Origin of the sequence: Alteromonas portus (assembly GCF_005117025.1) — a bacterium.
Taxonomy (GTDB): domain Bacteria; phylum Pseudomonadota; class Gammaproteobacteria; order Enterobacterales; family Alteromonadaceae; genus Alteromonas; species Alteromonas portus.
The window spans coordinates 83,021-105,179 of record NZ_SWCO01000005.1; the positions used below are offsets into that span (position 1 = coordinate 83,021).

16 protein-coding genes are annotated in these 22,159 nt (G+C 45.1%); 8 read left to right on the forward strand and 8 right to left on the reverse strand.

Annotated features, from left to right (window positions below; all coding sequences use genetic code 11):
- Both E5672_RS08375 and E5672_RS08380 read right to left on the reverse strand, forming a co-directional pair.
- Positions 1-1,092, reverse strand: coding sequence for a polysaccharide lyase family 7 protein (locus tag E5672_RS08375; RefSeq protein ID WP_136781786.1), 1,092 nt, complete (start codon positions 1,090-1,092; stop codon positions 1-3).
- Positions 1,093-1,180: 88 nt separating this feature from the next.
- Complete coding sequence (locus E5672_RS08380) at positions 1,181-4,108, reverse strand: TonB-dependent receptor (RefSeq protein ID WP_136781787.1); 2,928 nt, start codon at positions 4,106-4,108, stop codon at positions 1,181-1,183.
- A gap of 499 nt (positions 4,109-4,607) precedes the next feature.
- On the opposite strand from E5672_RS08380, the gene E5672_RS08385 reads away from it, so the two are divergent.
- The 6 genes from E5672_RS08385 (at position 4,608) to E5672_RS08410 (ending at position 12,066) form a co-directional block, all read left to right on the forward strand.
- A complete protein-coding gene (locus E5672_RS08385) occupies positions 4,608-5,375 on the forward strand; it encodes an SDR family NAD(P)-dependent oxidoreductase (RefSeq protein WP_136781788.1) in 768 nt (255 codons plus the stop codon).
- 51 nt (positions 5,376-5,426) lie between these two features.
- The gene (locus tag E5672_RS08390; RefSeq protein ID WP_136781789.1) at positions 5,427-6,671 is read left to right on the forward strand and encodes an Nramp family divalent metal transporter; all 1,245 of its coding nucleotides are present in this window, start codon (positions 5,427-5,429) and stop codon (positions 6,669-6,671) included.
- Positions 6,672-6,680: 9 nt separating this feature from the next.
- Positions 6,681-7,172, forward strand: coding sequence for a gluconokinase (locus E5672_RS08395; protein WP_136781790.1), 492 nt, complete (start codon positions 6,681-6,683; stop codon positions 7,170-7,172).
- A gap of 49 nt (positions 7,173-7,221) precedes the next feature.
- Positions 7,222-9,459, forward strand: coding sequence for a polysaccharide lyase 6 family protein (locus E5672_RS08400; RefSeq protein ID WP_136781791.1), 2,238 nt, complete (start codon positions 7,222-7,224; stop codon positions 9,457-9,459).
- A gap of 110 nt (positions 9,460-9,569) precedes the next feature.
- Positions 9,570-10,688: an adenosylhomocysteinase gene (locus tag E5672_RS08405; protein ID WP_136781792.1), complete on the forward strand. Its 1,119-nt coding sequence runs from the start codon at positions 9,570-9,572 to the stop codon at positions 10,686-10,688.
- Positions 10,689-10,824: 136 nt separating this feature from the next.
- Complete coding sequence (locus E5672_RS08410; protein WP_136781793.1) at positions 10,825-12,066, forward strand: M24 family metallopeptidase; 1,242 nt, start codon at positions 10,825-10,827, stop codon at positions 12,064-12,066.
- Positions 12,067-12,092: 26 nt separating this feature from the next.
- On the opposite strand, the gene E5672_RS08415 is transcribed toward E5672_RS08410, so the two are convergent.
- Complete coding sequence (locus E5672_RS08415) at positions 12,093-13,796, reverse strand: protein adenylyltransferase SelO (protein WP_136781794.1); 1,704 nt, start codon at positions 13,794-13,796, stop codon at positions 12,093-12,095.
- A gap of 119 nt (positions 13,797-13,915) precedes the next feature.
- The gene (locus E5672_RS08420; RefSeq protein ID WP_136781795.1) at positions 13,916-14,473 is read right to left on the reverse strand and encodes a YceB family lipoprotein; all 558 of its coding nucleotides are present in this window, start codon (positions 14,471-14,473) and stop codon (positions 13,916-13,918) included.
- Between the two features lie 229 nt (positions 14,474-14,702).
- Here E5672_RS08420 and E5672_RS08425 point away from each other — a divergent pair, with 229 nt between their 5' ends.
- On the forward strand, positions 14,703-14,993 hold the full coding sequence (locus tag E5672_RS08425; protein WP_136781796.1) for a hypothetical protein: 291 nt from the start codon (positions 14,703-14,705) through the stop codon (positions 14,991-14,993).
- A 65-nt stretch (positions 14,994-15,058) separates the two neighbouring features.
- Here E5672_RS08425 and E5672_RS08430 read toward each other — a convergent pair whose 3' ends face one another.
- Positions 15,059-15,865, reverse strand: a complete 807-nt coding sequence (locus tag E5672_RS08430) for a GIY-YIG nuclease family protein (protein ID WP_136781797.1) — start codon at positions 15,863-15,865, stop codon at positions 15,059-15,061.
- A gap of 238 nt (positions 15,866-16,103) precedes the next feature.
- Here E5672_RS08430 and E5672_RS08435 point away from each other — a divergent pair, with 238 nt between their 5' ends.
- On the forward strand, positions 16,104-19,259 hold the full coding sequence (locus E5672_RS08435) for a WD40/YVTN/BNR-like repeat-containing protein (RefSeq protein ID WP_136781798.1): 3,156 nt from the start codon (positions 16,104-16,106) through the stop codon (positions 19,257-19,259).
- Between the two features lie 74 nt (positions 19,260-19,333).
- Here E5672_RS08435 and E5672_RS08440 read toward each other — a convergent pair whose 3' ends face one another.
- Genes E5672_RS08440 through E5672_RS08450 form a run of 3 tightly spaced genes read right to left on the reverse strand, consistent with a single transcriptional unit; the run spans position 19,334 to position 22,122 of the window.
- Positions 19,334-20,350 carry an ester cyclase gene (locus tag E5672_RS08440; RefSeq protein ID WP_136781799.1) on the reverse strand — a complete coding sequence of 339 codons (1,017 nt, stop codon included), beginning with the start codon at positions 20,348-20,350 and terminating at the stop codon, positions 19,334-19,336.
- A gap of 11 nt (positions 20,351-20,361) precedes the next feature.
- A complete protein-coding gene (locus E5672_RS08445) occupies positions 20,362-21,366 on the reverse strand; it encodes a cupin domain-containing protein (protein WP_136781800.1) in 1,005 nt (334 codons plus the stop codon).
- A gap of 15 nt (positions 21,367-21,381) precedes the next feature.
- On the reverse strand, positions 21,382-22,122 hold the full coding sequence (locus tag E5672_RS08450; protein WP_136781801.1) for an SDR family NAD(P)-dependent oxidoreductase: 741 nt from the start codon (positions 22,120-22,122) through the stop codon (positions 21,382-21,384).
- Between the last annotated feature and the right edge of the window lie 37 nt (positions 22,123-22,159).

Here is a 22,159-nt window from a genome sequence, read left to right on the forward strand (position 1 = left end):
TTACTTAGGCGCTACCGCGTCGCCTAATTGTAAAGAAGAAAATGAAACACTGGTATAGTTACCTGCTTTTTTATCTATCTCCCAATTGCCCGTGCCGGGGCATGCAGGGTAGCGAAACGTTGGCGCATCTTTTGTGCTGCATTGGTTATACGCCCCAACTTTGAAAAACAACCAATCGTTTTTGTATCCAATAGGGTCATCGTGCTTATCAACACTTCCTTTAGCATCTACGTTATCTGCCAAGTTTATTTGGTGTTTCACTGTGGGGTGATTTGCAGCTGAAAATGTAAGGTACATGGTATCGCCATAAACATTAATCTCGTAGCTAAACGATTCACCTAAGGCTATGCCTTCGCTGCCAGGGTCTGTGTCATCGTTCCATCCATCTCCCCACACCGGATAAGCAATATCAATGCGCTCTGGATGGCTCTCAGGAAGATTCCTTTCGTAATTCCAGAAAACGGTTCCTGTTTCGTGGTTAGGGTACTTTTTGTAGTAAATTTTTAGAGGCTCATTACCCCAACCAAAGCCAGCGTCTTCCGATTTTTCATCATTTAATTTTGCAGCATGGATCTGGCCCACTACCACGGAATAGGCGGGTGGTTTATCGGCATACTTTGCGTTTAACGACACGTGATTAACTTTTAGTGTTGCTTGCATTTGCCCGCCTATAGCAGCAAAGTTTTCACTATTCGGTGTGGAGGTTAACGCGAAGTAATTACGAGGGCTTTCATAACTCGGTACTTGCCCATTTTCGCTGGTATAAATTTGTCTAAGTTCACTACGTGTGTTTGTTGAAGTGGGTGACGTGAAGCCTTTGTTAGGGGCCACAAATACCATATTGTCATTGTTATCTGAGTAGAAGAATGTATTGTGCTGATAATGTTTTAGTGCGTCATTGTTAACTCGGTCTGCAGCACCATCACCGTCTTCATCAACGGGAAGCATAATATTCCACCCACTCAAATCGAATTTATCACCGGGTACTCGGTCGGAATCCCCTTTGTCTTCAGATAGTGCGTTGCCATTGCAGCCTACAATAGTGAAAGTAATAAGTATGTTAGCCGCAACCAATGGCGTTCTTATTTTCATAGAATTAACCTAGGGTGTTTGTTATAGATTGGGAGAGAGAAATTAGCGCTGCAGCAGGCTACAGCGCCTAATAAAGGTGGCGCGCTTCTTACCAGCGGCCTCTTACTCCGAATGTGAAACGACGGTCTGCTTCACTGTACTGCCAAATACTGCCCAGCTCTGTTACTTGAGTAATGGGTTCTGCAGTTAAATTCACCGCATTGGCGACTAACGTTATGTTTTCGTTTATATCGTAGCTCGCTGAGAAGTCGAATTGACCTCTAGCTTCACGGTAATTATTGCCCAATGTCGGATCGAAGAAAGGTTCGTCAGGGTTAGTTCTGTTGTAAATACCTGTGGCTAGTGCGCCAACTGGACGAACGCGTTTTTCATCCTGAGAGTCTAGATATTTGTCACGCCAGTTGTAAGCAAGACGAACTTGGAAGCCGGCGTGTTCCCAATAAATTTGCCCATTGAATGTATTGTTAGAAATATCTAACAAAGGGTTACCGTCGGGCTGTTCGCTATCTGCGTAAGTGTAGTTAGTGCTTATGCCAAGCCCAGACCACATACCAGGTAAAAAGCTGAACTGTTGCTGGTAGGCAAGTTCGATACCTGTAACTTCACCACTTCCGCCGTTTACGTCAGTATCTATAACAATACCTGTTAGTCCTGCATCACGCTGAGCTTCAACATAGGCAAGGTCTTGGTCGCCCGTTACGTAGTTCACATCGGCTTGGCTAACACCCGCGGTATCAAGCAAGCATACGTTTACATACTCAGTGACGTTTTGCCCTTCTATCGTGTTCGGGTCTGCTTGACATGAACTGCTAGCAACGGTGAACGATTTAACATCTTTGTAAAAGATAGCCGCAGACACCATACCGCCGTCACCAAAGTAGTGTTCCGCTGAAAAATCATATTGAGTAACGCGATAGGGGTCTAACTGATAAGAGCCTTGCGTACCTGTTACTAATGAGTTGTCGACATTAAGCGCAGGACTTAACTCGCCAAATTCAGGTCGTCTCATCACTTTTGCGGCCGCAAAGCGAAGAATAGTTTCATCTGTTAGTGAATACGTGGCATTTAAGCTTGGCAGAAAGTCTGAATAATCATACTCGCCACTTTGATCAAACGTATTCGAAACGAGATCTGTTTTGACATACCTTGCACCCACTACCGCCGTCAGTTTGTCGAAATCTAAATGAAACTGTGTATACAGCGCTTGCGTTTCTTCGTTAATTTGTGCGTAAGAGCCAGTGTTGCGAACCATGTTATCGTCAAGACTGCCGACGAGTTCATAGTTACTCCCCTCAAGCATTTGTTGTACACGGGCATAGGTGCCGTCTATATCATAGGCAAGCGCTGCACCATCGTACACGTAGTAGTGAGTAAGAGCATTGTTACCCGAAATACCGGATTGATCGAACGAATTACTATGGTTAACTTCTTTAAAGCCGCCAAATGATTCATTAAATTCATCTACCCAAGTTGGTCGAAGTACACCATCATATGTCACACTGGTTTGTAGGTTTTTCAGTTCACTACCATTGGTTCGCAGGTCGTATCGGTCTAGCTCATAATCTCTGTCTGTTGCGCGCACACCGGCTTTTATTTTGGTTAAAAAGCTAAAACTTGGAATGGGCTCAAGGTACTCTACGTCAAAACGAATGGCGGTCTCCTCGTTTTCTTCGTAGTAGCGTTGGTGTGTGAACTGCCTTATAGCAAGGTTATCTGGGTTTAATAACGCGTCAGGATCTGAGAAAGCGATGCCAGGCACTTGCGAGCCATCACCTGTCATTGTCAGGGTAAACAGGTGCTCTGTAACGGTACCGTCTTCCTCGTATTGCGCTCTAGATATTGGACGTAGGTTAAATTCTGAATTCGTTCGCAAACTTTCAGATTTTGTATAAGCAATTTCACCTGATATTTTAAGCTTATCCGTAACAAACCATTCCCCGCCAAGTGCGTTAGAAGAAGTCTCATTGGTAGTAAAGTCAGCCCAAGTTTTAGGTTGGACAAATACACTACCTGAACCAAAGTCATTGAGTTGTCCTTCCGCATCACCATAAGCGTTATCAAGGATCAAGTCGCTATAGTCCTTACTATCGTTAAGTACAGAATAGGCTTCCTGCCCACCATCAAGCTCGGTGGTGTTAATGTCTAAATAAACAAATGCATCGGTATCTTTAGGTGCCCACTGCAACGAAAGACCGTAAGCGGTTCGCTCTCGCTGCTCCGTTTTTTGTTCTACAGTATTTTGGCTGCGTACAAGGTAATTTCCGCTAGGAGTATTCGCTTGATCACTTGTACCGTCGCCATCTAGATCCAGTTCGGTAGGCGTTACAAGGTTGAAAAATTCGTCCCTTCTTAAAGTACGGTCCTGATACGACATAACCACGGAAGCGCCAAAGGTACCGGCATCACCTAAATCCCAATTGGTGCCAGCAGCACCAGAGAATATAGGTGCCCAGTTTTCCGCTTTGTCGGCGTACTCTCCATCGAGAGTGAAAGCCACAAGAGGTTCATTAAGCTCTAGCGGTCTGACCGTAGTCATGTTTATGGTTCCACCTAACGCACCCTCAATCATCTCTGGAGTAGGGGACTTCACCACTTCAACGGTTTTCAGAAAACTCGACGGAAAATCATCTAAACTAATACCACCTCGACCACTGCCTGAAGTTGAACGGCCGTTTAGTTCCACTCTGTTTTGTGAGATGCCTCGTATGGTGACAGACTCGCCCACACCGAATTCTCGGCTAATAGAAACACCAGTGATACGTTGCAGTGCTTCGGCTATGTTGTTGTCTGGTAGTTTTCCGATATCCTCGGCAACAATGGCGTCTACAATGCGAGAGTCGTATCGCTTAAGACGGGCTGACTCGGCAATACTACTGGCAATGCCTCGTACTTCTATAACTTCAACGTCATCGGCTTGTTCAAGCTCTTGATTTTCTTGAGCAAGCCCCTGTGATGCAAAGCCCACGCTAGAGGCAGATAGAATGGCAATAGTGAGTTTAGATAATTTATTATTCATTTCGCTTCTCCGAAAGCTGGTCCGCTTTATACCTCACAAACCCCGAATTAAAAATTTCATGTGAAGTTTTCTTTTGTTAACTAAACCGGTTTAGTTTTATGTTAATAAAAAATCCCGCCTGGCAGGATGTTTACATTAAAGTTACACTTTAGTTTAATCTAGTCAACATTATTCTTTCTTTTTCACCGAATAATTTTCTTTCTTGCTGGGTATTTAATAGATAAATATATGATTTACATGCTTATATTTTCGTTTTAAAGCATTAAAAGACACTGCTTTAGCCAAAAGTATAAGGCTGTTTGCCTCTTAAACTTGTTATTAGATTTAATCTAACTATCTGTAAATTAAGCTTATTTTTATTTTTAATATCACTTTTTCGCTTTTTTGAAATGTTATTTTTGTGTTTCTATTTTGTTGACATGGCATATTGCTGTGTTAATTTGAAAAGGTACTAAAACGGTTTATCAATAAAATTATTTGATAAAAATAAGGAGTCAAAGTGAATTCATTGTATGGAAAAAAAGCCCTAGTCACTGGCGGTGCAAGTGGTATTGGGGGAGCAATCTCTTCTGAACTAGCGGCGCAAGGCGCAACTGTTATTGTTCACTATTACCGTTCTGAAGATGCGGTAAAAGAGCTACAAAAAGAAGTTTTGGAATCGGGTGTGGGAGAAATAATCCCTGTCCAAGCCGATTTAACGAACGAAGATGCTGTGAATGAGTTTGCTAAAACGATCCTCTCTTTAACGTCTTCTTTGGATATTTTAGTGAATAACACCGGAGATCTTGTAGAACGCCATACGCTAGACGATATAGACAATGCGTTCTGGGAAAAGGTCATGGCGGTGAATGTCACCTCAACCATGATGGTTAGTCGTGTACTCCTTCCCCTTTTGAAATCGGCAGACGATGGGGCTTCGATAGTGAATTTGTCTTCTTTAGCGGGAAGAAAGGGAGGCCATGGAGGCTCGCTTGCGTATTCAACGTCAAAAGGAGCGGTGCTCACCTTCACTCGTTCACTAGCTGCTGAACTTGCAGGCGAAGGTATTCGAGTTAATGCGGTTACACCTGGTCTTATATTAGGGACGCGCTTTCATTCAACTCACACCACCGACGAATCAGCGAACAAAACCATTAGCGAAATACCGTTGAAGCGTGCGGGAAATCCCCGAGATGTAGCTCGCGCAGTGGCCTTTTTAGCATCGGAATACAACGGGTTTATAACAGGCGCCACCTTGGACATCAACGGTGGCGTATACATGGCGTAAGCCTGGCGAAGCTTGATGCGTGCCGAATAAATTATAAAAAGAGGTAGTAAAATGTTGCCGATTCTCAAAAAGCTAATGGCATTCGGGCCGGCGTTCTTTGCAATAGGTTACACCATAGGAACAGGTAGCGTTACATCTATGATAGTGGCGGGCAGTACTTACGGAATGTCGCTATTGTGGGTTTTGTTTTTAAGTTGCCTGTTTTCAGGAGCGCTCATATATGCCTATGGCAATTACGCCATAGTCACTGGCGAAACAGCACTTTTTGCGTTTAAAAAGCATCTTAAGTTCGGACGTACTATCGCCATCTTAATTATAGTCGGCGTGACATTTGGGCAATGGAACTCCCTCATGGGCATTCTTGGTATTTCGTCAAATATCATATTCGAGATGCTGGCGCTTTATTCCCCCGCTCTTAACCAATATAAGTACGAGTTGGTATTAGGCATTGCAGTGTCGGTCATCGGCATTATGTACGCCATTATGCTCATCGGTAGATATTCGCTTTTTGAAAAAATACTGGTGATGTTTGTGTCATGCATGGGAATTTCTTTCGTATTCTCGCTCTTTGTTGTCCGCCCGCTTCCTGCCGAGGTCGTTGCTGGCTTTGTACCTTCAATACCCGATGTACCAGGCGGAAAGATGATGGTGGCTGCGTTTGTGGGCACAACAATGGCCGCTGCCACGTTTTTATCTCGCCCTTTGTTCATTCAGGGCAAAGGCTGGGGCATGGCTAATCAGGGGCAGCAAAAGAAAGATGCAATTGTTGCAGCCATTTTGGTATTTATCATAAGCGCATCGGTTATGGCTGTTGCCCATGGTGCACTGTTTCACGAAGGGAAAAAGATTACGCATGTATTAGACATGGTGAATGCCCTCGAGCCAATAGCAGGCAAAACGGCATTAACCGTATTCTTTTTCGGGACGCTAGCGGCAGGGCTTTCTTCCGTGTTTCCTTGTTTGCTAATAGCCCCTCTTCTTATTGCAGATTATCGCTCTGGTAAGCTAGATACCAAATCAACACAGTTCAAAGTGATAACAGGTATCGCTTGTTTGGTGGCACTCATTATTCCCGTGTTCGGCTTCAACCCCATAAAAGGGCAAATACTTTCTCAAGTATTCAATGTATTTGTATTGCCATTAGTCACTTTAGGCATCTTAATTTTGGCAAACAAAAAAGCCTTAATGAAAAAAGATGCGCCAGGAAAATTGCTAAATACTCTACTAGTAATGGCTTTTATTTTTGCTGTCATCATTTCAGCTAACGGCGTGGTAGCGCTTTTTGAACAAGTGTAAGGCTTTAATATGTTGATTGTAGTTGCGGGTGTGTCGGGTACAGGTAAGTCAACCGTGGGTAAAGCACTCGCCGGGCATTACTCACTTCCGTTTTTCGACGGAGATGATTTTCACTCTAAAGCAAATATAGAAAAAATGAAGCGGGGAAAAGCGCTCAATGACGAAGACCGATTTCCATGGTTAGAAGCGCTTTCCAATTTACTTATTGAACATGAAAAAGCTGGAGGGGCAGTGCTGGCGTGCTCGGCACTGAAAGAAGCTTACCGCAATATACTAAGTGCGAATAAAACGTTGCCTGTTCATTGGATAGTGCTTACAGGCAGTGAGGCTTTGTTGGCTTCAAGACTTTCTTCTCGTAACGATCACTTTTTCGATCCCAAATTACTGCGTTCGCAGCTAAATACTTTCCAGTTGCCTTACTATGGCAAGCATATAGATGTGGCAATGCCGGTAGAAGAAGTCGTTCATAGTGCTATTAAATTTATAAATCGAAATGTTTAACGCCTTAACCATTTAAGGCTGTCAGCGTTGTTAATAACAAGGTTAGAAAATGAATCATATATTGGTAAGTAGACTAAATATTCTGGGTGTAGCGCTATTGCTGTTTTTCAGTAGCTCAGCATTTGCCACTCTTGTTTCTAATATTGAAGCGTTTAACCAAGCAGTAGAAACGGCAAAACCGGGCGACACTATAACCCTTGCGAACGGTGAGTGGACAAACGTTGAACTTGTATTTAAAGGTGAAGGCACTGAAAGTAAACCTATAACTTTAAATGCACAAACCCCCGGTGAGGTAATAATTACCGGGCAGTCTAACTTGAGTCTTTCGGGCAAATATTTAGTGGTTGATGGGCTAGTGTTTACCCGCGGGCATACACCTACAGGCGAAGTGATTGCATTTAAAACCTCGCCTACAGAGCTGGCAAGTTATTCCCGTTTAACGAATGTTGTTATTGACGATTTTAGTCACCCAGAGCGTGAGCTTTCAGATTTATGGCTTGCTATTTATGGTAAACACAATCGTATCGACCATAACTCGTTTATTAATAAACGTAACCGTGGCGTAACAGTTGCGGTGAGAATGAACTCGAAAGAAAGTAGAGAGAATCACCACGTTATAGAGTACAACTACTTTGGCCCAAGGCAGGTGCTTGGTGCTAATGGTGGTGAAACCTTACGCATAGGCACCAGTCACTTTTCCCGCGAATATGCCAACACACTAGTGCAATACAACTATTTCGATCGCACCAGCGGAGAACACGAAATTATCTCTAACAAATCGAGTGGAAACACCTTTTTAGGCAATGTGTTTTTTGAAGCTCAGGGCACGTTAACAATGCGCCATGGGCATTATACACGGGTAGAAAATAATTACTTTCTTGGTAATAGAAAGCCAAATACCGGCGGTATTCGCATCATTAACGAACACCAAACTGTAAAGAACAACTACCTATATGGCCTAACCGGCAGACGTTTTCGCGGCGCACTCGTCATTATGAACGGCGTACCTAATTCACCGCCTAACCGTTACGACCCAGTAATTGAGTCTGTCATGAATAATAATATCGTGATCGACAGTGACTATATTCAATTAGGTGCGGGTGCAGATGAAGAGCGCTCAGCACCACCTAAAAGCTCTGAAATGCAAAACAATATTATTTTGGGTAAATACAACGATACACCCATTACGGTGTTTGATGATGTATCAGGCATAAACTTTAAAGGTAATGTGTTAACGCAAACGTCTGAAAACCCAATTGGCAAAGGCTTTGCGACAGCCCCTTATAAGGTAACGAAGAACGAGTACGGCTTAATGACCCCCGAGCAAAGTTTAATTGATGGTATTGATTTCGGGGAAATTAAGCTGCCTGTTACCAAAGATAAGGTGGGTGCACCTTATTACGATAAAAAAGACGGCAAAGTTGCATTTGGAAGCGGCAAAGAAATTGCGGTTAGACAGGGCATAGACACCCTTGCTAATGCCCTTGAAAACAGCAAGCCAGGCGACACGCTAGTGCTGGAAAATGGTGGCGAATATTTGTTAACCCGCTTTGCGAATATTAACCACCCGGTTACGGTGATGGCAAAGCCGGGCGCTAAACCTGTTATCCGTTCAGAGAAACCAAGCTTTATCGTTATTCGCAATGGCGGGGCTTTAACGCTGAACAACCTCTGGTTTGATGGCGCCGCTTCACCCGATTACAAAGGCAATAGCATTATCAGAACCAGTCGCTCTTCAATGAATATCAATTATTCGCTACTTGTAGATAATGTGAAAGTGACACACCTTAACATCAACGGCTACTTTTACTTCTTTAAGGCTTACCCTGGCACGTTTGCTGATGAAATTGTTATTGCCAACTCTGACATGAACAATATCACAGGGGCTATACTCTCGTTGAATAAAGAAACGGAAGATTTAGGGGTTTACAGTGTTGAAAACCTTACGATTGAAGGCAATACCTTCACCGATGTGAAAGAGGAAGTAGTAACCGTGTACCGCGGTGGCTTTGATGAAAGCACATTTGGCCCAATGGTAAGTGTTAAAGGTAATACGTTGCAAAACGTCGGGAAAGGTAAAACCCATAGGACTGGCGCATCTATGTATTTCCACGGCGTACAAAATCTTCATATCGACGATACTACGCTTACAGACAGTGCCCCAATTTCGCTTTACTTAACTAACGGCGAACCAATTACCGTTATTGAAAATGTATCGCATCACAATACGCCTAAAATTAGGGCTAACAACGAAGAATACAGCGTTGAAAACGTTAGCTACCAATAAAGTCATTAAAAGGGCTTTTATACAAAAAGCCCTTTTATAATCACAACTTGTGAATTGCAGGATACCTGACGTAGTATTGCTGTTCTTAGATTTCTCAGAGTATCCTTTTCATGTACCAAGATTTTCAAGCAGAGTTGGCGTGGGCCAGCCTGCATATGCCGCGCACTCGCAAAGCCATCGCATCACTTCCCGATCTGTCGAACGTTAAACTTGCTTGCAACATGCATTTAGATTTGAAAATGGCACCTTTGGTTGAAGGGTTACTTTCACGAGGGTGCGACATTTTTCTTACCACGTGTAACCCCACTACAGTGCAAGATGACGTGGTGTCTTACCTTGTTGATAAAGGCGCAACGGCCCATGCGTGGCGTGATATGAGCGAGGCTGATTGGTCTGAGTCATTCGATAAAGCGCTGGCGTGGCAACCCACCCACTTGTGTGAAATGGGCGCTGATCTAACTACCCGACTTCACGAAAATATAAAAGCAAATAAGCCAGTTCCAAGCATTGTATCGGGCCTAGAAGCAACAGGATCTGGCATTAACCGCTTAAACGGTATGGCGCCACACTACCCGATATTTAACTGGGATGACTTGCCAGTTAAAGAAGGGCTTCACAACAGGCACATGGTGGGCTTAAGCGCATGGCAAACCTTCTTTGAAACCACCCACTTAACCCTGCACGAAAAAGTAGTGGTTGTTATTGGTTATGGTTTGGTAGGGCAGGGCGTTGCTGCATCGGCAAAGGCGTTTGGTGCACAGGTTCAAGTTGCAGAACTTGACCCAGCAAGAGCGCTTCAGGCGAAATACGACGGCTGGCCAGTGGTCGATTTGAATGAAGCTGCTAGCCAAGCTGATGTTATTGCCACTGCAACTGGAGCGTATGGCGTGGTGAATTCAAAACATTTAGACAGCATGAAAGATGGCGCATTTATTCTAAATGTAGGCCACGTGGCACAAGAAATTGATGTGCCATACCTAAAAAATAACGCTACTCACAGTGTGCCAATGCCTTATGTTAACGCTTATAAGCTAGGCGATAAAACGCTGTATCTTCTCGCTGATGGCTCTATGTTTAACTTAACGGCGGGTTATGGTGACAGTATTAATGCCTTCGACGTAACCTTGGCCGTTATGGCTGCAGGCATCGGCTATATTGTGAATGAAGGTGCAACAAGCGAGAAAGGTTTGTACTTACTTCCAGAAGCTGCGTGGAAAAGTGCCCTGTAAAATTCAGTTGTAGTAAGCGAGTGTTCAGCATTAGTTACGCCATTTAACAGGCATCGCTACCCTCGCTTATCTCGACTTTCCTACCCATTATTGTACAGTGTGCCCGTTTTAATAAATTCATAGTTAAGGCGGGCGTATGAGCACTCCGAAAGAAACACAGCTAAGCGCAAGAATAAGCACGGAAATAGGTACAAAAACACCGCAGCAGGCGCTGGACAGCCTTTGCAACATGACTGGTGACCTAACACCCATCCCACTTTCAGAATTTAAAGCCCGCATTGCTAAGGCGAAGCATTATATGCAGCAGCATGGCATTGGCGCGTTATATCTAAACGCGGGTACTAACTTAGCGTATTTTACGGGCATGCAGTGGTACGCCAGTGAGCGTTTAGTTGGCGCGCTTTTGCCTGCAAAAGGTGATCTTGTATATCTGGCCCCTACGTTTGAAATAGATTCATTAAACGAGCTTAAACTAGTACAAGGCGAGATTATCGGTTGGCAAGAACATGAAAGCCCATACGCGCTTGCCATTTCTATGTTAAGTGAGCTGGATACAGCGGGGGGCAGCAAACTGGGTGTTGATGAATCAACCCAGTTTTTTATTGTAGATGGCTTTAATAAAGCGCTTGAACAACCATGGCAAATCATCAATGGTGCAGAGGTAACTGCGCACTGTCGTATGCACAAATCCAGCAATGAACTCGCGCTAATTCAGCGAGCCATGGACATGACCCTTGCGGTGCACAAAGCCACAGCCAGTATGCTTTATGAAGGTATAACCACGACAGAAGTTGAAGCATTTATAAATGATGCACATAAAAAAGTAGGGGCCAGCGGTAACTATTTTTGCATCGTGCTTTTTGGGAAGGCTACTTCGTTTCCCCATGGCGTGAAAGACCCGCAGATATTGAAGAAAAACGACTTAGTATTGATTGACACCGGGTGTAAAGTGCATGGCTACCTGTCTGATATCACGCGAACCTATTGTTTTGGAGAGCCAACCGATAAGCAACGGGTACTTTGGGAAAGCGAAAAGCGTGCGCAGCTTGCGGCATTTAACGCTGCAAAAGTCGGTATTCCCTGTGGTGACGTGGATAAAGCCGCACGGGATAGCTTGGCAAAAGATGGCTTAGGGCCAGATTATAACCTGCCAGGCTTACCCCATCGAACAGGGCATGGTATTGGTATGGATATTCACGAATGGCCGTATTTGGTAAAAGATAATCCTCACCCGCTAGCACCTGGTATGTGTTTTAGTAACGAACCTATGATAGTGGTGCCAAACGATTTCGGTATTCGATTAGAAGATCACTTCTATATGACCGACGAAGGGCCTGTTTGGTTTACTGAGCCCAGTTTAGCCATCGACGCGCTGTAAGTAGAATGAAATGAAGCTGCTCTTTATTACGAAGAGCAGCTGTAGTGTGCAACACCACCAGCACTGAAAAATTCAAGTGGGCGCAGTTGATAATACTTATTCTCTACCTCTTCTGTCTGCTCATCGTAAGGCGCGGTAAGTATCTTCTGTAGTTCGTGAATTTGGGTAAAGTCACCTTTCTCGGCGGCTTTATAGGCAGGCACAATAAGCCACTCGCGCCAAGTGAATTTAGGGTTAGCTTTGCGCATATTCTCTGCTACAGCAGCAGTAGCGTTCGCCACATCATCGTGTGCTTCTGCGTCCTTTTCAATACGCTCACGCCAGGTTTGTAACCACGCTTTCCATTCTGTCATTACCTCTGCTTTAGCTGGGTAGTAAAAGCTTTTCGTCAAACCCGCAATATCTTCAGGCATTGACGATAGCTCTCGGAAAAACAGACTGTAGTCCACGCCTGTGCGCAGCATTAATTGCAGCAGCTTAATTAGCAAGTCGTGGTCGTAGCTGGCAATGCCAAGCTTTGTTGCCCACATGCTCTCCATAGCGCGTTCCATCACGCCAGAAAAACCGTCGTTGATCTCGTTAAGCTTAGATAGCTGTTTACTGTTGCCTTCAAGTAGCGGCATCAGTGAGCGACAGAACATATCAAAGTTCTTTTGCGCAGCTATGGGCTGGTTTAAAAACGAGAAGTGACGACCACCGCCTGTCCAAGGCTGGTAGTCGGCTTCAAAAAACTCACAAAAGCCGAATGGCCCATAATCCAGCGTAAAGCCTCCTGCGGCGCAGTTATCGCTATTAAAATTGCCTTGGCAATAACCTACGCGAACCCAATTAGAAACTAGGCGAGTTAACCTGCTTCTAAATAGCTCAGCCAGCGTTACCACTTGCTCGTCAAACGGCGCTGTAGTGTCTATTTCACTTGAATACTCTCGCTCAATAAGGTGTTTAACAATGGCTTCTAGTTCGTTTAACGCTTCGCTGTGTTCGTTACAGCGAGCACGCCTAGCAAAAAGCTCAATTTGCCCCACGCGCAAAAAGGAAGGAGCGACGCGGGTGGATATGGCCGTTATATTTTCTACCATCACTTCTGGCTCATAGGAATGAGACCCTTCGCGATACCAAGGCCTGTCTACCGTGTCTGATTCAGACATAAACAAGCTAAGCGAGCGTGAAGTGGGAATGCCCAAAGCATGCATGTGTTCTTGGACTAAAAATTCGCGCACGCTAGAGCGCAATACGGCACGGCCATCTGCGCCACGGCAGTAAGGCGTGCGACCAGCACCTTTTAACTGCATTTCCCAACGCTTGCCGTTTAATACTGCTTCAACGATAGAAATTGCGCGGCCGTCGCCGTAGCCGTTACCCGTTCTAAAGGGGCATTGCTGTGTGTACTCCGTACCGTAAATTGAAAGTGCGTAGCCGGTTGCCCAGCCGAAAGGCTGCATAGGTTCGGGCACTGCTGACATGTCGCCTGAAAACAGCTGGGTGAAATCTTTAGATGTAGCCAGACTATCGTCTAAGCCCAATTCGGCAAATAGCGTTTCGCTGTGCGCAATATATTTGGGCGAAGATAATGGGGTCGGAGTAACCGGCACATAGTGGCCCGAGAAAACTTGGCGCGGGTCATGGTCGTTGCCATCGCACGTCGACTGCGGGTCTGGAGTAAGGGTATTAAGCAATGAGTAATTTACGTGCTGTGCAAATTCATCTAGCGTTTTAATGCGTTCTGTCACTATGCCTGCCTATTTTACTAAAGCGGAAGTTTGTTCTTTGGCGTCGAGACTTCGCCTACCTTAGTATGACTGAAACACTCGACGTTCGGTACATGACAATTGGTACGGTTACACAATGATTATTGTTTAGGTCGAAGTGCAAGCTGACCTTGTTCAACGGTTAGCTGTAAAGGTACGGTTGAAAGCATGCTTACCGCTTTGTTCGCAGGATCTAAGCGATAAACGGGATTCGTGGCCAAATAACCGTTGATTAGCTGCATAAATTCGCCGCTCACAGGTGCCAAATTACCTTTAAAGCCGCCTGCATCAACGGTGCTATCAAGTAGCGACAACGAGCGCACAAATATCGCCTTTTCCTCACTGTCGTAATAAGGCGTGCCTTCTAATGAAAGGCTTACCTTAGCTGGGTAGTTCAAGCCAAAGGCACTTACTCGAGCAGTAGCAATTGCGCCTAACTGAACCACGTCCCTGCCATCTGGGCCAATGGTCGCCGTCATATCTTCCACATCAAGATAAAGAGGGATACCAGCAAGTGAGGTTTGCTTTTGCAGCTTACTCAATTGGCTATCAAGCACTTGTTCTAACTCGGCATTAGACACAGTGTAAACCGCCAATTGAGAAATAGTAGCGCAGCCGGCAAGAATGGCAGCGAAGGCAACGGAAAGTAAAATTCTCATAAAAAAGTCTCTTTAAGCAATGAGTTGTCGAATTACACAGTGCGAGCAAAAAACACTGGCGCTGTAACAACGAAGTGCCTTTATTGTACGGGCTGAGACAAGGGAAGAACAATGAAATCGTTAACTCGCTAAGACAACGGCTTATTCAGGCAACCCAGTACTTTGTTTAATCTGCGTGTTGATGACAAAGAAACATCTAGTTTGGTAGTGATGACTTGAAGGAAACGCCATGAAAACACAACCACGTACGAAAACGAATAATACTGCAAAGCCTGAAAAACAAGATGTTAGTAGCAGTGACTTCGACAGAGAGACTATTCAGTCAACTAAAGATGATCTGAATAAGTCGATGGCGCTGACAGATAGTGAAGTAGAAACCTACCTTAAGTGGTTAAGTGGCTTTCCAATGGAAAGCCGAGGAGAAGGGGTTTCTCTTACTATTGAGTTTTTCCCTGGTTTTGGCGACCGAATTGTCGCTAAACTTTCCAACAGCGAGTGCGTGTTGAGGGACTATTTTTAAAAAGGAAGCTAAGAATTAGTTCAGGTCCATGTTAATAAAACCTATGGACCTGCCTTTTTAATCGTCTAACTGTGTTTAGTTTCAAGTTGTTCCATCATGAATGTTACGACATTGAAGATCTCATCAATATCATCGGCTTTTGGGCGTACCTCAATATCTTTATTAATCCCTGCTCGCTCAAGATAATTCTGTAATCCAATGTAGCTACCTACGCTGCCATTGTTTACTTTTAGTGGGGCCATGGCCTGTGCAAAGCGAGCTTTCGATTCTTTGTCTGTATTTTTGCTTACAAACTCTGGGCTAATTGTTCTTCCTGCTAATGGCAGTTTTAGCCTAATAGAAACGTCCATGGAAGGGTTATTTATCCAAAGACCAGTATCAGCCGGTGACGTGCCAATAATTTCACTCATAGAATATTGGGTACCTTCAAGAAGTGGCTCAATGTTCTCCTTGATTGATTCTAGCTTGGCCTCAATGTTGTTTTTAACAAACTTCTCTTGCTGAGCTTTAGTGAACGAACCGTCGTTGAGGTTAGGTGTGTACTCCACATCAATACCTGGGATCGTTTCGTAATTACCTATTGTTCGTATTAGCGCGGAATAACGGCCATGCACTTTATTCGTAAGGTTATCAAAGCCGTAAACCCACTTTATAAGCACAGTTTCAACAGCATGGGCTTCGCTCTCTGTATGGTATCGGCCCACAACACGCTTGCCGAAACGGTCAGCCTCTTGTAACTCTTTAATTTTAGAAGTTTTCTCACTCTCGATAGTGTCATTTTCGTGATGATCGATTCTAAAGCCTTTACCTTTCCCTACGTAGAAAACATCGTTGGTCTTGGTATCAAACAGTATATAAACGTAATAATCCATGTTGAAACTTCTCAGTGGTTGCTTTTATTAGTCTTTTTCTATCTATATCCCAGTTAACGGCAACGCACTATAAGAGGATTTCCTACTTCTGATTTACCATAAGAGTAGAGAAGCTTAGGTTCTTCGTTTCTAATAAGTGTAAACATGTTCACTACAAAAACTTTTGCCATAACGCCTTTAACAACGCAGTATAAGAAGTTCTTCTTATAAAAAATAAAAACACGACAAGGCACTTTTTATGGTTTCACAGAGACTGATTTCTGGGAAAATGGTGGCTGCGCTTGCTATTTGCGTAAGCACACTTTCTAGTTTCTCGCATTCTGCATTCGCACTTGAAGATACGGTTAACCCTGAGCTTTTCGATAAAATGGAGTATCGCTTTATTGGGCCTTATCGCGGTGGGCGCTCGGTAGCGGTTACTGGAGTTGAAGGTAATACCAACCTTTATTTTATGGGCACCGCCGGTGGCGGTGTTTGGAAAACCGAAAACGCGGGTTTATCGTGGACAGCCATATCCGATAAAACATTCAAAGTAGGCAGTATTGGCGCTATCGCCGTTGCTCCTTCAGATCCTAACGTTATTTATGTAGGGACTGGTGAAGGCCCTATTCGAGGCGTAACCACTAGCCACGGAAAAGGTGTTTATAAATCTACAGACGGTGGTGAAACCTGGAAGCTGGTAGGTTTAGATAAACGCGGTCAAATCCCTAAAATTCGCATACATCCCACCAACCCCGATATAGCTTGGGCTGCAGTACAGGGCAATATATGGGGGCCTAACGAAGAGCGCGGTATATTCAAAACGATAGACGGCGGTGAAACATGGCAGCATGTGTTAAAAGTAAACGCCGATACCGGCGCCGCTGACTTAGCAATAGACCCATCTAACCCTAGAATTCTTTATGCTAGCATGTGGCATCACGGCAGAACGCCTTGGTTTATTAAGTCAGGCGGCGAGGGTGGTGGCCTTTATAAGTCAACAGACGGTGGTGAAAGCTGGGACAAGTTAGAAAAAGGGCTCCCTAAGCTTATAGGTAAAGTCGGTGTAGATATTGCCGCGTCTAATCCGAAGCGCTTGTATGCCATTATCGAGGCTGATGAAGGCGGCCTTTATCGCAGTGATGATGCGGGTAAATCTTGGTCGTTAATGAACGGCGACAATATTCTTAAAGCCCGCGCGTGGTACTACAACCACATCAAAGTTGACCCTAACGACGAAAATACCCTGTATGTGATGAATGTGCAGCTGCATAAATCCATTGATGGCGGTAAAACCTTCGAAATTAAATCTCTGCCCCACGGTGATACCCACGATATGTGGATAAACCCTGAAAATAGCTTAAACATGATCAACGCTAACGACGGTGGCGCAACGATCACCTTCGACGGCGGTGAATCCTGGTCAAGCATTTACAATCAGCCAACAGCGCAGTTTTACCGCGTTATTACCGACAATTTAAACCCTTACTATGTGTATGGCGGACAGCAAGATAACTCAACCATGGCAACGCCTTCTCAAACCTGGGGTGACGGCATGGGAATAGAAGATCAGTTTGCCGTGGGCGGCGGTGAGAGCGCGCATATTGCGTTTAACCCTGACGATCCAACGCTGATTTACGCCACTACAATCAACGGTACATTAACCGAATACAACCGCGATACTGGGCTAACGCGGCCCATTATGCCTTACCCTGAATATGTGTTTGGCAGAAACGCACGTGATCAAAAGTACCGCACCAACTGGAATGCCCCTGTGTTAGTGTCAAAGCATGATCCTCACACCGTGTACTATGGCACGCAGATGATCTTAAAAACCACAGATCGCGGTGTGAACTGGCAGGAAATTAGCCCAGACTTAACCCGTAACGAGCCTGAAAAGCAGGGGCTGAACGGCGGGCCGATCACCAATGAACAAGCCGGGGCCGAATACTACAACACGGTTTTCTATATTGCCGAATCGGCAGTTAACAAAGGCGAGCTTTGGGTTGGAGCCGATGACGGTAAGCTGCATATAACCCGTGATGAGGGCAAAAACTGGAAAGATATCACCCCTCATAAAAAAGAAGCGCAGGTCAATGCCATAGAACTTAGCCCTCATGCACAAGGCAGAGCTTACGTTGCGGTAGCAGGCTATAAATTAAATGACTACACGCCTTACATTTACAAAACCGACAACTACGGCAAGCGCTGGAAGCGTATTGACGAAGGCCTACCAGAGGATGCCTTTGTTCGTGTAGTGCGTGAAGACACAGAGCGCGAAGGTATGCTGTTCGCGGGTACAGAAAGCGGTATGTTTATTAGTTTCGACGACGGTAAACACTGGCAAGAATTAGACTTAAACCTTCCGCCTGTGGCGATTACCGATATGCAAGTTAAAGGTGATGATTTGGTCATTGCAACCCAAGGGCGAGGCTTTTGGATATTAGACGACATGAGCCCGCTACGTGAAGTGCACAAGTCGCTAGATGGCGAAGCGCTGTTTCAGTTTGAACCCGTAGATGGCATTCGCTTGCTATCTGGCGGTGGCATGACTGACCAGCCTCAAGCGAAAAACCCGCCACGTGGCGCTACCTTCCGTTATTACCTGAAAGACGCGTTAGAAGAAGAGCAAACGCTACGCATTGATATATTTAACGCCGATAACGAGCTTGTTCGCACACTGTCATCTGCACCTAGTGCATTTGAGAAGTGCGCGAAGGGGAACGAAGACGTTCGCAGCCCTGTTAAATTTAAACACCCTGCAACAAAAGCGGGTTACAACGAATTTGTATGGGATCTTCGACGTGAGCCATTGAACTGCATCGAGAATGTAAAACTGTTTGGCGGTTGGAACGGCGCCCGTGTTATGCCTGGAGACTACAAAGCGAAAATCACTATAGGTGAACAGGCACAAACCCGCACATTTAAAGTACTTCCAGACCCAAGGGAAGAAGCAGATAAAGCGCAGCTTCAAGTGGTTGAAAAGAGCATTCAGGCTACAGAAACCTTACTGAATGATTTGTTTGCTCACCTTCAAAAAGCCCGTGAAGTGCGAGCGCAATTAAACGGCGTTTCTGAAGACAACGTAATGCTGGCAAGTGATGTATCGGCTTCAATCGAGCGCATTGTTAGTGCAATTGACGATTGGGAAGCTTTGGTTATTCAGCCAAAACATCAAACCTTTGAAGACGACATTAACTGGCCTAATATGCTCGACAGACAAGTGCGTTTCCTGATGGATAACTTCGACAGAACAGGCGCGCCTGCACAAGCTGGTGCACTAAAACGGTTGGAAGACTTAGAGGCAAAGTGGCAGCAGTATAAAGTACAGCTAGATACCTTGTTCGGTGAAGAAGTGAAGCCATTGAACGAAAAGCTCTCAAAGCAAGGCGCGTTTGATTTAGAGAGTTTGTAGACTTGAGGTAAACCCATAAAAAAGCCCCGTATTACGAAGTAGCAATACGGGGCAAAAAGCATCTTTAACGGGAGTTATCGATACTTGTTACGGGTCAACTGTTTAACTCGGGCGAATACATCAACACCTAGTTGACGGTATACGTGAAGTAAATCTATTAGCACCCAGTTCTCGCGTATCATGCCGTTCTCATTGCGCCAAAAATCTAAGCTGCGCATAGTGATGGGCTTATCGTTTGGCACAATGCCAAGCCAGCCATCGCCTGAAATGGTCATGCTCATGCCAGGCCAGCCAGTGAACCCCACATAATTATTTTCGGAGAACAAATGGCCGTTTGCGGGGTCGCCCACGCGGTTAGGCATACCGTTTAAAAACGCTTCTTGATGGGTATTGCGAAAGCCTTGAATACCGCGTCCAGTACCGATACCAGAAGGGCCATACCAGTTTGATTTAGGGTGCCAGTATTTGTCTAGGTTCATGGCAGCAACACCGCCTTCGGCGAATTTTCCTAAACTATTTAGCATATCAAGTACAAGCTGATGGCTCTGTGCGGTAAGCGACTTGTCTTTTTCAAACAAGTGTATTCCGTCTTGGGTTGTTGGCCCCGGCACATGCCACTCGGTACCTAAGCTTGGACTAAACGGCCAGCACTTTGCCTGCATCATGACTTCAGGCAAGTCCCAAATGGCTTGAACTTCCACTATGGTGTCGCCTTCAAAACGATAGAACTCATGAAAGCGCATATGAATTTGATCGCCAGTCGCAGGGATGTCTAACCAGGGCTTTTCAAGACGCCCAGTGTAGTAACCACAGCAACCTAACCAGCGCAATTGCTTGTCGTCCTCGCCAACCATAATTATGGTATCACGGCGCTCAAGATCGGGGACAGACTTCAGCAATGGCGCATACACCTTATCTAGCATTTCGCGGTGGCCTGTCATGTCATCAAAAGGCACACAAAACTTAATGGCGGCATCCTGTGAAAAAAGGGTATCGCCCAGCGTTTTTAGCTTTTCGAGGTCAAAGTCGTACTGTGCTTCTCGAAAAGGAAGAAACGCTTTTTTCAGTGCTATATTTGAAAAAGTAGACATCGCATTTGCCTCTAATCAATAAATTCTGGGGCTTTGGCTGTGTCACCGCGTCGGGTCACATAAATTAATGCTACCTCATCACCTTGCTGCGCAAAACTGCGAGCTGCGCCAATAGGTGTGGTAAATGTATCGCCTTTATTAAGAATGAGCGCTTCGCCGTCAACAAGCATTTTGATGCTGCCGTTTTGCACATATACCACTTCTTCCTCGAAGCGTTTGTGCGTAGTAATAAAAGCACCCGGCTTGAATTTAAGTGCGCGAACGCAGAATCCATGAGACCAGTTTAGCTTTGTTTCACCAAGCTTTTCATCGGCACTTGAAGGGCCGATAAGCGGCGCTTCTAAAACATCGGTTCCTTGGGTTAATGCCGTGTTGTTGCTAAACGGAAAATCAGCTAAACGCACCACGCACTGCTCTAACTCTTCATCATCAATTACGCGGTGTTGCGCTATTTGTTCTGCCGATGTTTTTGGCATAGGCGCAACGCCTTCAGGAATTTTTTGTCCCAGAGTAGTATCAACTAAACCACCGTTTTCGAGCAAGACAAGCCCGTAGTCGCTGGCCATATCAAAAACTTGAGGAGCCCAAAGTACACGACCTGGATCGTCTTGTCCCAATACTGCGTAAAGGTATCCCGTGCCGTCGCCTACATTTTCAAAACCGCGAAACAAATCCATAGGAATAGAAATAATGTCGCCTTCTTCCATACGCACTACGGCATCGTTGCCTTCAACGCCAGTAGTAAAGTGCCAGCTACCTTGAGACACAACAAATACTTCTTCGGTTAGGTGGCTATGCTGCGAGTTAAGGCAGCCGGGAGGCTGACGAGCTCCGCCAATGTTAAAGCCGTGCGGAATAGCAATGTGAACATGCTGGTCTGGGTTTTCTGCGACACCTGGACCAATTATGGTGAAGTTCTCTTTTTGATCACTGCCTGGCGAGCGCGTATCGATAAACGCGTTGCGGCATGGGATTAATTCTTCATAGCGGACTAAACGCTCGGATAATACTGACACAGTGATACCTCGTATTTAATGGGCGGTCCAACCGCCATCGACTTTAAGACAACTACCCGTGGTGGTCATAGACAATTCACTAAGTAGAAATATGCACGCGTTAGCAACGTCTTCGACGCTGCCTAAGCGTTGTAAGGGAATGTTGTTCATCACCATTTCAGCAAACGCTGGTTCTTGAAGCATCGGCTCAGTCATTGGTGTTTTAATAAATGTTGGCGCTACGCTATTGACGCGAATATTATTCGGCGCCAGTTCCACAGCCATGGCTTTCGTTAAGCCTTCAATTGCGTGTTTGCTTAAGCAATAAAGCGTGCGGCCAGGAGAGCCCACAAAGCCCATTTGTGATGACATGTGAACAATGGATGGAGCCTGACTTTTAAGCATTGGCGTAATAGCGGCCTGCGCAACTTTGTATGCAGAGCGAATATTCAAATTCAAAATATCGTCAATATTCTCATCGCTCTGTTTTTGCATTGGCGCAACGCGGTTCGTTCCGGCGTTATTGATTAACCCATGGAGGAGGGGAAGTGCTTGGATCTTTTCATAAAGCGCCTTATCTTGAACATCTCCCACCCAAAAGCTTAGCCTTTCTGAACTCTCATTCTTAAGCGCCACAAGGTCACTTTCGGTACGCGCCACAGCAATAACATTTGCACCACATGCGTCAGCCAATAAAGCACACGCTTTACCAATGCCTTTACCCGCACCTGTAACCAAAATTGTCTTGTCTTTTAATAGGTCTTGAGAGAAAGCCACATGTCACCTCAAAATAATAATTGCATTCGAAGTCATT

Excerpts from the sequence above, each read along its gene's own strand:
- E5672_RS08375 (WP_136781786.1), bottom strand. The coding sequence starts at position 1,092 with ATGAAAATAAGAACGCCATTGGTTGCGGCTAACATACTTATTACTTTC.
- E5672_RS08380 (WP_136781787.1), bottom strand. The coding sequence starts at position 4,108 with ATGAATAATAAATTATCTAAACTCACTATTGCCATTCTATCTGCCTCT.
- E5672_RS08390 (WP_136781789.1), top strand. The coding sequence starts at position 5,427 with ATGTTGCCGATTCTCAAAAAGCTAATGGCATTCGGGCCGGCGTTCTTT.
- E5672_RS08395 (WP_136781790.1), top strand. The coding sequence starts at position 6,681 with ATGTTGATTGTAGTTGCGGGTGTGTCGGGTACAGGTAAGTCAACCGTG.
- E5672_RS08400 (WP_136781791.1), top strand. The coding sequence starts at position 7,222 with ATGAATCATATATTGGTAAGTAGACTAAATATTCTGGGTGTAGCGCTA.
- E5672_RS08405 (WP_136781792.1), top strand. The coding sequence starts at position 9,570 with ATGTACCAAGATTTTCAAGCAGAGTTGGCGTGGGCCAGCCTGCATATG.
- E5672_RS08410 (WP_136781793.1), top strand. The coding sequence starts at position 10,825 with ATGAGCACTCCGAAAGAAACACAGCTAAGCGCAAGAATAAGCACGGAA.
- E5672_RS08420 (WP_136781795.1), bottom strand. The coding sequence starts at position 14,473 with ATGAGAATTTTACTTTCCGTTGCCTTCGCTGCCATTCTTGCCGGCTGC.
- E5672_RS08425 (WP_136781796.1), top strand. The coding sequence starts at position 14,703 with ATGAAAACACAACCACGTACGAAAACGAATAATACTGCAAAGCCTGAA.
- E5672_RS08430 (WP_136781797.1), bottom strand. The coding sequence starts at position 15,865 with ATGGATTATTACGTTTATATACTGTTTGATACCAAGACCAACGATGTT.
- E5672_RS08435 (WP_136781798.1), top strand. The coding sequence starts at position 16,104 with ATGGTTTCACAGAGACTGATTTCTGGGAAAATGGTGGCTGCGCTTGCT.
- E5672_RS08440 (WP_136781799.1), bottom strand. The coding sequence starts at position 20,350 with ATGTCTACTTTTTCAAATATAGCACTGAAAAAAGCGTTTCTTCCTTTT.